Origin of the sequence: Aminobacter sp. J44, from assembly GCF_007829415.1 — a bacterium.
GTDB lineage: Bacteria > Pseudomonadota > Alphaproteobacteria > Rhizobiales > Rhizobiaceae > Aerobium.
Window position 1 is genome coordinate 1 of the sequence record NZ_VLJG01000005.1, and the last position, 12,928, is coordinate 12,928.

The 12,928-nt window shown below is 62.3% G+C and carries 15 protein-coding genes and 1 tRNA gene; 11 read left to right on the forward strand and 5 right to left on the reverse strand.

Features of this window, described 5'->3' with window-relative positions; genetic code table 11:
• The 9 genes from L610_RS20285 to L610_RS02675 all read left to right on the forward strand — a co-directional run.
• The coding region (locus tag L610_RS20285) for a hypothetical protein (protein ID WP_210245990.1) at positions 1-189 on the forward strand (189 nt) is incomplete at its 5' end.
• A gap of 707 nt (positions 190-896) precedes the next feature.
• Positions 897-1,445: a hypothetical protein gene (locus tag L610_RS02640; protein ID WP_024849486.1), complete on the forward strand. Its 549-nt coding sequence runs from the start codon at positions 897-899 to the stop codon at positions 1,443-1,445.
• Positions 1,442-3,814, forward strand: coding sequence for an autotransporter outer membrane beta-barrel domain-containing protein (locus L610_RS02645; RefSeq protein ID WP_144702272.1), 2,373 nt, complete (start codon positions 1,442-1,444; stop codon positions 3,812-3,814). The genes L610_RS02640 and L610_RS02645 overlap by 4 nt, the downstream gene beginning before the upstream one ends.
• Positions 3,815-3,821: 7 nt before the next feature.
• Entirely contained in the window at positions 3,822-4,448 is a 627-nt protein-coding gene (locus L610_RS02650) for a L,D-transpeptidase (RefSeq protein ID WP_024849484.1), read from the forward strand.
• A 380-nt stretch (positions 4,449-4,828) separates the two neighbouring features.
• Positions 4,829-5,551, forward strand: a complete 723-nt coding sequence (locus L610_RS02655) for a hypothetical protein (protein ID WP_144702275.1) — start codon at positions 4,829-4,831, stop codon at positions 5,549-5,551.
• A 99-nt stretch (positions 5,552-5,650) separates the two neighbouring features.
• On the forward strand, positions 5,651-6,106 hold the full coding sequence (locus tag L610_RS20395) for an AlpA family transcriptional regulator (protein ID WP_246658901.1): 456 nt from the start codon (positions 5,651-5,653) through the stop codon (positions 6,104-6,106).
• 171 nt (positions 6,107-6,277) lie between these two features.
• Positions 6,278-7,171, forward strand: coding sequence for a WYL domain-containing protein (locus L610_RS02665; protein WP_144702278.1), 894 nt, complete (start codon positions 6,278-6,280; stop codon positions 7,169-7,171).
• Between the two features lies 1 nt (position 7,172).
• Positions 7,173-7,631, forward strand: a complete 459-nt coding sequence (gene brxF / locus L610_RS02670; protein ID WP_144702281.1) for a BREX-3 system P-loop-containing protein BrxF — start codon at positions 7,173-7,175, stop codon at positions 7,629-7,631.
• Between the two features lie 14 nt (positions 7,632-7,645).
• Positions 7,646-8,053, forward strand: a complete 408-nt coding sequence (locus tag L610_RS02675; RefSeq protein ID WP_246658902.1) for a DUF6079 family protein — start codon at positions 7,646-7,648, stop codon at positions 8,051-8,053.
• An 81-nt stretch (positions 8,054-8,134) separates the two neighbouring features.
• On the opposite strand, the gene L610_RS20400 is transcribed toward L610_RS02675, so the two are convergent.
• The 3 genes from L610_RS20400 to L610_RS02685 all read right to left on the reverse strand — a co-directional run bounded on the left by L610_RS20400 (position 8,135) and on the right by L610_RS02685 (position 9,417).
• On the reverse strand, positions 8,135-8,344 hold the full coding sequence (locus L610_RS20400; RefSeq protein ID WP_371712936.1) for a DUF3883 domain-containing protein: 210 nt from the start codon (positions 8,342-8,344) through the stop codon (positions 8,135-8,137).
• A gap of 374 nt (positions 8,345-8,718) precedes the next feature.
• Positions 8,719-8,877 carry a hypothetical protein gene (locus L610_RS20290; protein ID WP_210245991.1) on the reverse strand — a complete coding sequence of 53 codons (159 nt, stop codon included), beginning with the start codon at positions 8,875-8,877 and terminating at the stop codon, positions 8,719-8,721.
• 450 nt (positions 8,878-9,327) lie between these two features.
• A tRNA-Ser gene (locus L610_RS02685) sits at positions 9,328-9,417 on the reverse strand.
• Between the two features lie 203 nt (positions 9,418-9,620).
• Between L610_RS02685 and L610_RS02690 the strand changes: the two genes are divergently transcribed.
• Together L610_RS02690 and msrA are read left to right on the forward strand one after the other, a co-directional pair.
• Positions 9,621-9,944, forward strand: coding sequence for a hypothetical protein (locus L610_RS02690; RefSeq protein ID WP_024849482.1), 324 nt, complete (start codon positions 9,621-9,623; stop codon positions 9,942-9,944).
• Between the two features lie 27 nt (positions 9,945-9,971).
• On the forward strand, positions 9,972-10,646 hold the full coding sequence (gene msrA, locus L610_RS02695; protein ID WP_144702284.1) for a peptide-methionine (S)-S-oxide reductase MsrA: 675 nt from the start codon (positions 9,972-9,974) through the stop codon (positions 10,644-10,646).
• 36 nt (positions 10,647-10,682) lie between these two features.
• Here the strand turns inward: msrA and L610_RS02700 are convergent, their stop codons facing one another.
• Together L610_RS02700 and accD are read right to left on the reverse strand one after the other, a co-directional pair.
• On the reverse strand, positions 10,683-12,020 hold the full coding sequence (locus L610_RS02700; protein ID WP_024849480.1) for a folylpolyglutamate synthase/dihydrofolate synthase family protein: 1,338 nt from the start codon (positions 12,018-12,020) through the stop codon (positions 10,683-10,685).
• A gap of 31 nt (positions 12,021-12,051) precedes the next feature.
• Positions 12,052-12,927, reverse strand: a complete 876-nt coding sequence (accD, locus tag L610_RS02705; RefSeq protein WP_024849479.1) for an acetyl-CoA carboxylase, carboxyltransferase subunit beta — start codon at positions 12,925-12,927, stop codon at positions 12,052-12,054.
• Between the last annotated feature and the right edge of the window lies 1 nt (position 12,928).

Below are 12,928 nucleotides of genomic sequence, written 5' to 3' on the forward strand. Positions count from 1 at the left end.
CCGCCCACGTTTCTCTTTCTTCGCTATTCAGTTGTCAAAGATCAGACACAAAACAGTGTCCCGGGCTCCATCACCATCGGCTTCAGCCCGACGAGGTTCGCTCACGCGGCTCGCTTGAATGTCGTCCAACTCGCGGATCACAAGAGCGAAGCTCTTCGCCGCCAGCAGCGCCGCCGCCGTCGTTGGTGAGGCGTATATAGGCTCCACTCCCCAACCATGTCAACGACATTCTGCGAGAAAAATCATCTTTCTGCGGAAATTTCTAAGGGCGTTCCCAGGGCTTTCGGAGAAGGGCGGGAGACTAAGTATCCGCTCAAGAGTTGGCGCCAAACGCTGCAATATACCAGCCAGCAAAGGACAGGGAGTGGCAGTAAGGTATGTCAACAAGTCGGGGATGGAGCGGAGAGACCCGCTGACGGATGCAAAGATTTCTAAGTTGAGGCGATACAACCTGAAGCCGGAATACAACATTAGGCTTTATTTCCTTCTTTAGACCGTTTAGCCTCATCTTCAAGCGTGGGGGCGCTGGGCAACGGTGACAGCTTATGAACGAGAGTTTCTGGCTCCCCCCGCGCTTTGCGCAGAATTTTCCTCCATCAGCACATGAGATCAGGGTCAACCGGCGGCTAAAACAGGCACTGGCTGCATCGGTATTCGGCGGACTGGGCTTGTTGTCGGCGGGCGATCAGGCACGCGCCGCTGACTAATGCGGCGCCGCGAGCGGCACACCACCGTCGATCACCTGTGCCGACACGGCTCTCAATCCCTATGCCGGGGGCATCAACTATACGACGACGACAGGATTCGACCTCGCCGTCGGCAGCGGAATCGTCGTCGATCGTGATCCGGGCTACGACTTTGACGGCATCCACCTCGACGGCTTCGGGGACGACCTGTTGCGGGTCACGATCGCCACTGGCGTCTCGGTTTCAACCGACGGCACGGTAGCGGACGGTGTCCAGGTGCACGCCAATGGCGGCAACAGTGACATCGAGATCATCTCCGGCGCCAACGTGACCATACTCAATTCGCTCGAGTCACATGGCATCATCGGGCGAATCGATGACACTTCCGCGGCCGACCTCATTACGACCAGCGACGGCAGCATCCTGATTCGGCAACTTGCCGGCAGCACGATCGACGTGCGCGGTTCCGGCTTCGGTATCTATGGCATCCATTACGGGCTGGGTCCCGTGAGGGTCGAGGCATTCGGGGACGTGCTCACGGCCGGATCATCGGCCTTTGCCATCAGCTCGTGGAACCTCAACCCGTCGGCAACTGGCGCGGTTGCCGGATATCTTGCTGATACCGGCAGCGTGTTCACCGACGGCGAGGAAGGCGTTGGCATCTACGCCCTGAATTATGGCTTCGGGGCGGCCACGATCGACGTCTCGGGCTCCATCGAAACCGCGCAGATCTACTCGACGGCGCCCTCTCGCTGGTGAACAATGGCAGCAGCAGCGCCAATGCAACGATCGACATCAACGAGGCGGGCTCCGTCTGGGTGCGAGGTGAACAATCCTATGGTGCATGGTCGTATAATCTTGGCTCCGGGGAAGCGCGCGTCACGAATCTCGGCAGCGTTCTTGCGACCGGCTCTCAGTCCGGCGGCCTGACGTCATTCGCCACGGTGGGAGACGCCATCGTCACGAACTTCAGCAGCGTGACCGCCAGCGGCGAGTATGGCACCGGCATCATCGTCGATTCGGTCTCGGGCGCTGCAAGTGTCGAGATTGCCAGCGGCGCAACCGTTACCGGTGGCTGGCAGGCGGATGCGACCGGCGCGGGACCAAGCTCAAACCGGCCCTCCTCCGGCGTGCTGCTGAGGTCGATGGCAAGCACGCTGACCAATGCCGGCACGATCACCGCCGCGTCCGACCGCGCGATCGCCGACGTTGGCCGCTGGGAGGCTGCGCGGGGCGCGGTCGCAACCACCAACGGCGGGACGGTGACCGGCTTTCTGGAACTCGCAGCGGTTGCCGGCAACAGCTTTGCCAATACGGCGGGCGGCCTGTTCGACGTGCGCCACTTTGCCGACACCGATGGCGACGGCACCCGCGACACCAAGCGCGTCGCGATCTCCGACTTTGGCGCGGCCTCGAGCAGCTTCGACAACCAGGCAGGCGCACTGGTGCGGCTTGCTCCCGTCAGCGGCAATGCGGCGACCGACCCGGCCGGCTACTACGTGCCGACGACGGGCGCGGGCAATACGCCGCTCGAGGCGAGCTACTACAACCTTTCGCGCAATGGCATTGTCCAGGGCCAGTTCACCAATCTCGGCGCCTTCAGCCATAGCGGCGTCATCGACCTGCGCGGGCCGCAGACCGGCAACACGCTGGTGATGACAAGCAATGCGACGGCTGGCGGTGCGGCCGGTACCGGCGTCTTTACCTCCAATGGCGGCACGCTCCTCCTCAACACCGTGCTCAACGAGGGGGTGGCGGCCGGCGGCGGCAGCGGCTCCTATTCGGACGTGCTGGTGGTCGATGCCACCTCGCTCGGCAGCGCGCCGACGACGATCGTCATCGACCGGCGCGAGGGCGCCGGCGCCCAGACTGTCGACAACGGCATTTTGCTGGTCGAGGTGCGCAATGCGGCAGCCTCGGCGCCGGGCGTGTTCACGCTGCAGGGCGACTATGCGGTCGATGGTGAACAGCGGATTCTCGCCGGCCTCTACAGCTACGCCCTCTATCACCACGGCATCGGCGGCGCAGCCGACGGCAACTGGTACCTGCGCAATGTCGCCTTCACGCCGACCGTGCCTGTCTATCAGGAATATCCGAAGGTGCTCGTCCCGCTCGTCGACCTGCCGACAAGGCAGCAGCGTGTGGGCAACCGCCACTGGCGTGATCCGGCAGACGTGGCTCCCGCCGAGACCGTGTTCTGCAAGGACGCGAGCCAGAACTTCCGCTGCACCGTCACGGAGGAGCAGGCAAGCTACTATGTCGGCAATGACGGCAGCGTCGTGCTCGAAACCAATGGCATCTGGGGCCGGATCGAGGGCGCGCGCGGCCATTACGAGGCTGCGTCGGCAACGGCGGAAGCGGAATATGACGAGACGCTGTGGCGGCTGCAGGCCGGCATTGACGGCCTGTTGCATGAGAGCGACAAGGGCCGGCTGATCGCGGGGCTTTCCGTACACTACGGACAGGTCAATGGCGACATTGCCTCTGCGTCCGGGCTCGGCGAGATCGATGCGCAGGGCTATGGCGTCGGCGGCAGCCTCACCTGGTACGGGATGAACGGGTTCTATGTCGATGCGCAGGCGCAGGTGAGCTGGCTGAACAGCGACATCAGCTCGACCACGCTCGGAACCGTGCTCGCCGACGGCAATGACGGACTTGGCTACGCGCTCGGCATCGAGGCCGGCTACAAGTTCGCGCTCAACGAGACCTGGTCGCTGACGCCGCAGGCACAGCTCGTCTATTCGCGCATCGACTTCGACGACTTCACCGATCCGTTCGGTGCAACCGTTGCCCTGCGCGACGGCGACTCCTTGCGTGCCCGCGTCGGCCTTGCCGCCGAATACGAAACCCGCTGGACGGCGGCAAACGGGACGAAGTCGCGCGCGAGCCTCTACGGCATCGCCAACCTCTACCACGAGTTCCTCGACGGCTACCGCGTCGCGATCGCCGATGGGGAGGTGACGAGCCGCAACGACCGGCTGTGGGGCGGTATTGGCGTCGGTGGGACGCTCAACTGGAATGACGACAGGTTCTCGGTCTATGGCGAGGCGTCCGTTGCCACCAGCCTCGAACACTTCGGCGACAGCCACTCCGTCGCCGGAACGATCGGCCTGCGCGTGAAGTGGTAGGCGCCGGGTGACGATCCTGTCGAAGGGCAAGCAGATCCGGGCGGCATTCCTGCCGCTCGGTCTGCTCTTGCTGGCGGCGTGCTCGACCCGCAGCGAAACCGGCCCCTCGCTGGAACAGCTGAAGCTCGCCTATGCCAACGAGCCTTATGAAGTGCGGATCGTGAACCGCGAAAAATTCGATGCGCGGTTCCGGCCGACGATCGTTCCGGCACCGCAGGGCATGCCGGTCGGCTCGATCCTCGTCGATACCCGCGAACGGTTTCTTTATCTGGTTGAAGAAGGCGGGAAGGCGCGGCGCTATGGCGTGGCCGTCGGCGCGTCGGGGCATGCGTGGTCGGGTACGGCCACGATCGGCCGCAAGGCGAAGTGGCCCGGCTGGCACCCGACCGACGATATGCGCAACGAAACGCCCGGCCTGCCGCAGCGGATCGAGCCCGGGCCGCACAACCCGCTCGGCGCGCGGGCGCTCTATCTCTACCAGGATGGGCGCGACACGCTTTATCGCATCCACGGCACGTCCGAGCCCTGGACCATCGGCACCGAAGCCTCGTCAGGCTGTATCCGCATGCTGAATGAGGACGTCATCGACCTTTATGACCGGGTCGCCAGCGGGGCCATGGTGAGGGTGATCTGAGGGCAAGTCGCCAAGAAGCAGACAGCAGCGAGCTCTGGCGAGCAGGCGCCTCTTTATCATTCTCCTCTCACTTCCGCGGCTAGCCGAGGCAGGAGGTCACCCGGATTTGACTCGGCGGCCTGCCCGGCCGATATGGAGAGCGTCAACAAGCTCACCGCCGGATGCTGGCGGAAGCCGGATCCGGACGCAACCCGAGGACGGACTTCGTTATGACTGCCTGCGATAGCGTTCTCTTTCCGCTGATCATCGGAGCCAGCGCAAACCATGCGCCTCGGTTGCCGCGGCGCTGATCGCCGACGGCAACCGCGCAAGCACCACCCAACACTGCTGAATGGTTTGTGATGCTGCAGCTGAGGCTGTGGCACGAATGGGCATTGGACATGACACTTTGGACGGAAGTTGCGCGTCACCGGACGGAGTCCGGCGACCAGATAATCCTGCGCCAGCGCGGCAACGTCTTCGAGATTCGCTTCAACGGGCTGGAGCTGATGTCGAACCTCAACCACCAGTCCGAGACGATGCTGGCCGAGCGCAGCGCCCGCTTATACGGGGGGCCGGCTCGGCGCGTCTTCATTGGCGGTCTCGGCATGGGCTTTACGCTTCGCACCATGCTCGACTGGCTCGAGCCGGACGGGAAGGTAACAGTTTGCGAGCTCGTGCCGGAGATCATTGAATGGAACCGGCGCCATTTCGGGCATCTTGCGGGCCATCCGCTCAACGACCGTCGCGTCGAGCTGCGGGTCGGTGACGTGCTGGACGTGCTGCGCGAGGCGAGCGGGGGCTACGAGATGATCCTGATGGATACGGACAATGGCCCCGACTATACGGTCCGGGAGACGAACGGCGCAATCTATGAGAATCCCGGCCTCCGTTCGGTCTGGAACCGGCTTGCGGCAGGCGGCCTCGCCGCGTTCTGGTCCGCAACGATCTCGGACGAGTTCGAGGAGCGGCTCGACCAGCTTCCGTGGTGCTGGCACCGCGAGGACATCTGCCTCGACGGCGGCCGGGCGGATGCATTCCACCACATCTACTTCGCAACAAAACCCGCCGCCGATGCTGCATCCGAGGTGGCGGGGGAAGATGCGCTGGAGCCCATCGGCTAACCTTGGCTGCGCCGGCGGGAGGGAAACTTCCTGCCGGCGGCGTTTCGGGCGAATTGGACTGAAGACGCAGTTACCGGTGCGAAGGAAGAATGAAATTGCTTGGAGAAACTGGCGGAGGGAAAGGACTCTTCGACAAACTCGCTCGAAGTATGGCCCACAGCGCGCCAGAACGACTTCGTATTCTTAAGAAAATCTTCGCCCCCGCAGAAATTCCTTGTCCAAGACAAGGCAGCGCAGCGCCCGGTGTTTGGCGCTCCCGCCAGTATTACCTTGATAGTGTTTTCCGGCCACGCCTTCGTCGTGTCGCATTCCAACTTGCCAGGACGAAAGGACACGAAAATGAAGGCAACATGCATGAACCAACTTGAACTGGCGGTGCGCTGGGGGATCAGCCACCGCACACTTGAGCGGTGGCGTTGGACTGGTGAAGGGCCGAAGTTCCTCAAAGTGGGCGGCCGGGTGGTCTATCGCCTGTCCGATGTCGAGGAATACGAGCAGTCGATTGTCCGCTCCAGCACCTCCGACCGTGGCCAGGCTCAGCAAGCGGGCGCTTGACTATAGCTCCAGGATGGCGGTTGGCCGAGGCCCAGCCGCCATTCCGCCCTCTCCCTTGCTTGCAGACACTACCAATTTCGATTGAACCCGCACAGCTTCTCAGATAGCTTGATGGAAAATCCAGAAACTGGGCTGGCCTAGTTTCGGGACGGATCATGTCACTGGGAGTGCATGGTGGTAACAGAGAAGGCCAATCTCCGATGGGGAGTCGAGAGGCGGATCGAATTCATCGAGTTCCGACTGTTTTGGGACGGGCGCGTCAACCGTGGCGACCTGACGTCTGCGTTCGGTGTTTCGGTGAATCAAGCGTCCACAGACCTGAACCGCTACATCGGAATGGCTCCAGACAACATGGTCTACGACAAGAGCGCCCGGACCTACATTAGAGGCGGCAATTTCGATCCCCTGTTCCTGAAGCCGGACGCCAGCCGTTACCTCTCTCAGCTTCGTTCTGTCGCCGACGGCATTCTCGACCGCGCTGACGTCTGGATTGGACAGTTCCCCGCCTACGACGCCGCACCGACACCTGCTCGAGGAGTGAATGCCAAGACCCTACGTTCGGTGGTTGCTGCAATCCGGCGATCAGAGGCGATCGAGGTCAAGTATCAGTCGCTGTCCCGGCCGGAGCCGCGCTGGCGTTGGATCGCGCCACACGCGATCGGGTTCGATGGTTTCCGCTGGCATACACGGGCCTTCTGTCTCACCGACCAGAGCTTCAAGGACTTCCTTCTCTCGCGGATCATCGAGACGCGCGGCACCAAGCCGAGCGAGATCGATGCCGACGGCGACGCGGACTGGAACGAGCAGGTGACATTGGAGATTGGACCGCACCCAGAGCTGTCAGAGACCCAGCAGAAGGTCATTGCCCTAGATTATGGGATGCGAGGCGGACGGGCCAAGATTCCCGTGCGCAAGGCGCTTGTCTATTACGCGCTCAAGCGGCTGGGGCTGGACACCGACCCCACAGCGCGGCGCCCCCAAGACCAGCAAATCGTGCTGCTTAACGCGGCCGAACTCAGCACCAAGACTCAGGCCAGGTCAGCCGAGTCTCGGATGGAGGGCTGAGATGATCGAGAAGCTGGATCAACTGGTCGAGGATGTATCCGGCCTGAACAGCAAGCTGATCCTTCTGATCGGTCCGCCGCGATCAGGGAAAAGCAATCTGCTTGGGCAGTTGGCCGAGCGGCGGCAGGCGCGCGTCTTGAGCGTTGGCGCTGCCCTCGGTCGTGAACTGCTCACGGTGCCTGGCACCCGAAGACACCTACAGGCGGCTGATCGACTGAAAGAGCTCGCGGATGGATGTGCCAGTCAGGGGCTCTTGCTCCTTGATAACATCGAACTCCTGTTCGATCGGACACTTCAACTCAGCCCGCTAGATCTACTGAAGCGGCATGCTCACGCACGTCGCGTCGTTGCAGTGTGGCCAGGAGAGCTGCAGGAAGGCCGGCTTTCCTATGCCACGACAGGACATCCAGAACATCAGGACTACGGCATCGACGGCCTGGTCCCGTTCAAAATTCATTGAAGGGGGAACTCGGGATGCCGATGCATTATGGCGATCTCATTCAGTTTGAACCGATCGAGTCGGTCATTCAGCTTCTGGACGCCAATCGTCCGGATGAGGCCAAGAAGCTTGTTTCGACCTACGTCATTTCCGACGACATGGCCGAGCGGATCGCCAAGCAAATGATCCCCCAGCTCTCGTTCGACGAGGCTGTAGACCACAAGGGCGTGCTGGTTGTCGGCAACTACGGGACCGGTAAGTCGCACTTGATGTCGGTGCTATCGCTGGTCGCCGAAGACGCCGCATATGTCCCGATGATCCGCCATCCCAAGGTGGCCGAGGCCGCAAGTGCCATTGCCGGAAAATTCAAGGTTCACCGGATCGAGATTTCTAGCCAGATGTCCCTGCGGTCATCAGGCGCGTACCACCGGCGCTTTCGCTGAACAACCTCGTCACAGTTGCCGATCGGCCGTGGGCGGAGCAGATGGACATGGTTTTTGACTGAGCGCGCCGGCGCCCTGCCATCAATGGAAGCCTGCCACGAATGCTGTGGCCGTGAGTGTGACGTGGGCATTGAGCGGCGGATACAGTTCGAAGGCCCTCGGCTCACGCGAGAAGTTCCAAAGCCGGAACAAGCGCCATTCGGATCGGCGCTCGTCTGCCACCGCAAGCTCGTTGCGGGTGATGTGGAAGGGCGTCCGTTCCCACACGTTTGTGGTCTTCACCTCGATCAAGCGTGTCTGACCGTCTGGCGTGAAACTCGCGATATCGTAGCCTTCACCATCCCCTCGGACACCCAATGGGCCTTCCGCGCGAAATCAGCGCGCCCGGCCGCCTCCATCGTCGCTCACTCGTCTGCCGGAACGCATTAATCGTGTTGCGGTGTGACGAATGGACGTAGACGTTAGCAACGCAGTATAGTGCGCTTTCCGTACGCATATTTAGATCTCTGACCGGAGGTAGCGAGTTGATAATTGTCGACGCTCCTGAGGATTGTGGCAATGCTCCCCGAAAACGCACCATCAGGGAATTTGTTATCGCTCTATACGAGGAACTTGATACAGCCCTGAATTATCTAAGTGACGCAGTACACTGGGAGATGGTTGGGTCATGGTCCGCCACCGGTAAAGCCATGGTTCGGGAACATCTGCTCCGTAACGCTGAGGTCGAGCGCCTCTGCATCGATAAAATCATCACGCATGGGACAGATTGCGGCGTTGATGGAAAGTTTACCACCAAGGACGGTCAGTCCTACGCCTTTTGCCATGTTCTAATTTTTACTGGCGGAGCAAAGACAGCAAAGATCAAAACTGTAAGGTCGTATCTGATCAAGCTTGGCACAGACTGAATTGCCTTGACACTCCCCTTGGCTCCGTTGCGCAAATCGCCTGCTGGCCGTAGTTCCCCTTTCCCGGATGACTCATCCCACGGCTTCCCCAAATACGCCTACCTCGCGTTCTCTGGGTGAAGACGCCCAGCTGGGAGAACCCCAGCAGAAGATGCGCCGTTCGAATGGCGGAACTGGCTGAAAACGCTGGCCTTCGCGAAGCCGAACCGGGCCGGACGAGGTTCGCTCGGTTAGAGACGGAGGGCTGTTCGAGACGGAAATTGGACCCGGCGCCAGTCTCCGAGGTTCGGGCGTCTCGGCTAAGCGCCTTTGGAACAAAAAGAAAAAGGCCCCGGGCGGGAGCCTCATCTCGGGTTCGCTACAAGATAATGGCGGAGAGAGAGGGATTCGAACCCTCGATACGGTTTCCCGTATACACGCGTTCCAGGCGTGCGCCTTCAACCACTCGGCCACCTCTCCGCAGCCATGTTTCGCCGAAGCGAAACAGGTTGATGCGCTCACTTAGTCGATCTCGCGCCGGATGCCAAGACGCCTTGTGGCGCTTTCTGGAATAAGGTGCCGCAGGCTCAACTTGTCGTGTCGATCATTGCCAAGAAACCGCGCGACGCCTATCTCTTGGCAAGGAAAACCTCCGCCAGAACCTGCTTTCGCGAAGGCGCACGATGTTCAGAGCTCTGTTTCGCCTGCTGTCGATGATTGCGCTTTCGATTGCCGTCATCATGGCCGTGATCGACGCCACACGTTCGGTTGCCGCCGAGACGCTGGTGATGACACCGCTGATTTCGTCATGGCGCGACGTTGCGCCCTCGCTGCTTGAAGGTCTCGAGCAGTCGATGACGCGTTCGCTGCCGCCGTTCCTATGGGACCCGGTGATGACGACGATCCTGAGCCAGCCCGGCTTTGCGATCTTTACGGTGCTTGCGCTGCTGTTCGCGATGATCGGCAGGCGGCCCGCTGCTCCGAGCAGGTTTGCTGTCGGACGCTGAACCCCGTCAGGGGGAAAGGAGAGATGAATGTTCTTCCTGAGCGACATGCTGAACAAGAAGCTGAAGCTGCCGGCTCCCGAGGAAGCCCTGCCCGGCCGCGCGCAGCCGATCCCGACGGCGACGCATCATGACGTCTCGGGCCTGCCGCTGCATGGGCCATACCCTGAAGGTTCCGAGATCGCCTATTTCGGCATGGGCTGCTTCTGGGGCGCCGAGCGCCTGTTCTGGCAGACGCCGGGCGTGATCGTCACCGCCGTCGGCTACCAGGGCGGCATCACGCCGAACCCGACTTATCAGGAGACCTGCACCGGGCTGACCGGCCACGCCGAGACGGTGATGGTGGTTTATGACCCGACCAAGGTGAGCTTTTCGAAGCTGCTGCATATCTTCTGGGAGAGCCACGACCCGACGCAAGGCATGCGCCAGGGCAACGATGTCGGCACGACCTATCGCTCGGTGATCTTCACGACGACGGACGAGCAGCTGAAGGAGGCGCTTGATTCACGTGAAGCGTATGGCGTGGCACTGATGGAAAAGGGCCTGTCGCGAATCACCACCGAGATCGCGCCGGCGCCGGCTTTCTACTTCGCCGAGGCCGATCACCAGCAGTACCTGTCGAAGGTGCCGAACGGCTATTGCGGCCTGCGCGGCACGGGCGTGTCGTGCCCGATCCCTCAGCCGGCAACGGCCACGGCCTCTTAAACGTCAAAAAATAGTCGGGACAAAGACCCCGCCGGCTCAGGTCGGCGGGGTTTCGTTTTTGCGCAGCACTTCGCCCATCAGATAGAGCGAGCCGGAAATCAGGATGCGCGGCGGATGGGCCTTGTCCACCCAGCTGTCACGCAAGAGAAGCAGCGCGTTCTCGATCGAGGCGACCGGTTCGGCTGAAAGTCCGGCCGCAGCGGCGCGGGCCGCGAGCTCGTCGTTCGCGACGCCCGCGTCGCTCTCGTTGACCGGTACGGTGTAGACGTGGCGGACCATCCCGGCGAAGTTGCGGAAATAGCCGGTCTGGTCCTTGGTGTTGATCATGCCGGCGATCATAAACAGCGGCAGCGGCCGTTTGTCCTCGCGCTCGGCGAGCGCCTCGGCAATGACGATACCGGCGCCCGGATTGTGACCGCCGTCGATCCAGATCTCGGCACCTTCGGGAGCAAGCTCGACGAGGCGGCCCTCGGTCAGGCGCTGCATGCGGCCGGGCCAGGAGACCGACGTCACCGCCTTTTCGGCAATCTCCTCGCTCATGCGGAAGCCGGCAGCGCGCACACCCGCGATTGCCGCGGCGGCGTTGGCGTACTGGTGGCGGCCGGGCAGGCGCGGCAGCGAAAGATCATAGAGGCCGAACTGGTCCTGATAGACCATGCGGCGGTTTTCCTCGTAGGCCACGAGGTCCTGCCCATAGACCTGCAACGGGCAGCCGAGCCGCTCCGCGGTCTCGACCAGCACCTCAAGTGCCTCATCGTGCTCCTGTGCGCCGACGATCACCGGGCAGCCGGGCTTGATGATGCCGGCCTTTTCGGCAGCGATCAGTTCGACGCGGTCGCCGAGATAGGCTTCGTGATCGAGCGACACCGGCATGATGATGGAAACGGCGGGCTTCGCGATCACGTTGGTCGCGTCGAAGCGGCCGCCAAGGCCGACCTCGACGATCGCGGCGTCTGCCGGGTGCTCCGAGAAGAGCAGGAACATCACCGCGGTGAGAATCTCGAAGACGGTGATGGTCTCGCCATTGTTGGCCGCGGCGACGCGGGCAACAGCATCGGCCAGCACCGCATCCTCGACCAGCTTACCGCCGCCCTCGGCGCCGAGGCGATAGCGCTCGTGCCAGTTGACGAGGTGCGGCGAGGTATGGACGTGGCAGGTATAACCGCCGGCCTCGAGCAGAGCACGCGAGAAGGCGGAAGCCGAGCCCTTGCCGTTGGTGCCGGCGATGTGGATCACCGGCGGCATGCGGTCCTGCGGGTTGCCGAGGCGTTCCAGCAGGCGGGAAATGCGCGTCAGCGAGAGATCGAACCCTTTCGGGTGGAGGCTCATCAGCCGTTCGATCTCGCGATCAGCCGCCTGCGTTCCGGTGCTCATGACCAAGCTTCCAAACCTTGCCGGTTGCCGCTCAGGCGGCAGCCTGAACCGATGCTTCCTTCTGCTTGAGAAGGATCTTCAGGAGGCGGGCGACGGTCTGCTTCATCTCGAGGCGCGAGACGACCATATCGACCATGCCGTGTTCCATCAGGTATTCGGAGCGCTGGAAGCCTTCCGGCAGCTTCTCGCGGATCGTCTGCTCGATGACGCGCGCGCCGGCAAAGCCGATGACCGCACCTGGCTCGGCGATGTGGACGTCGCCCAGCATCGCATACGAGGCGGTGACGCCGCCGGTGGTCGGGTTGGTCAGGACGACAATATAGGGCAGACCCGCCTCCTTGAGGCGGTCGACCGCAACGGTGGTGCGGGCAAGCTGCATCAGCGACAGGATGCCTTCCTGCATGCGCGCGCCGCCCGATGCCGAGAACAGTACCAGCGGGCGCTTCTTCGCGATCGCGGTCTCGAAACCGTTGATGATCGCCTCGCCGGCGGCCATGCCGAGCGAGCCGCCCATGAAGGCGAAGTCCTGCACGGTAGCGACGATCGGCAGACCCTCGATGCTGCCGAGGGCGGAGAGGACGGCGTCCTCGAGGCCGGTCTTGGTGCGGTATTCCTTGAGGCGGTCGATGTAACGCTTCTCGTCGCGGAACTTCAGCGGATCGACCGGAACCTTCGGGTTCTCCAGAAGCTCGTAGGCGCCGTCATCGAAGAAGTGCTTCAGCCGCTCCTTGGCGGCAATCTTCATGTGATAGCCGGAGCCGGGAATCACCCACTGATTGTTCTCGAGGTCGGTGTGAAACACCATCTCGCCGGTCTCGGGATCCTTGATCCAGAGGTTCTCGGGCATATCGCGACGGCCGAGGATCGAATTGATCTTGGGCCGGACATAGTTGGTGATCCAGTTCATG

Bases quoted from the DNA above. Each gene is read 5' to 3' on its own strand.
- L610_RS02655 (WP_144702275.1), top strand. From the start codon at position 4,829: ATGACACTTTGGACGGAAGTTGCGCGTCACCGGACGGAGTCCGGCGAC.
- L610_RS02665 (WP_144702278.1), top strand. From the start codon at position 6,278: ATGGTGGTAACAGAGAAGGCCAATCTCCGATGGGGAGTCGAGAGGCGG.
- brxF (WP_144702281.1), top strand. From the start codon at position 7,173: ATGATCGAGAAGCTGGATCAACTGGTCGAGGATGTATCCGGCCTGAAC.
- L610_RS02675 (WP_246658902.1), top strand. From the start codon at position 7,646: ATGCCGATGCATTATGGCGATCTCATTCAGTTTGAACCGATCGAGTCG.
- L610_RS20290 (WP_210245991.1), bottom strand. From the start codon at position 8,877: ATGGCAAAAGGCGTAGGACTGACCGTCCTTGGTGGTAAACTTTCCATC.
- L610_RS02690 (WP_024849482.1), top strand. From the start codon at position 9,621: ATGTTCAGAGCTCTGTTTCGCCTGCTGTCGATGATTGCGCTTTCGATT.
- msrA (WP_144702284.1), top strand. From the start codon at position 9,972: ATGTTCTTCCTGAGCGACATGCTGAACAAGAAGCTGAAGCTGCCGGCT.
- L610_RS02700 (WP_024849480.1), bottom strand. From the start codon at position 12,020: ATGAGCACCGGAACGCAGGCGGCTGATCGCGAGATCGAACGGCTGATG.
- accD (WP_024849479.1), bottom strand. From the start codon at position 12,927: ATGAACTGGATCACCAACTATGTCCGGCCCAAGATCAATTCGATCCTC.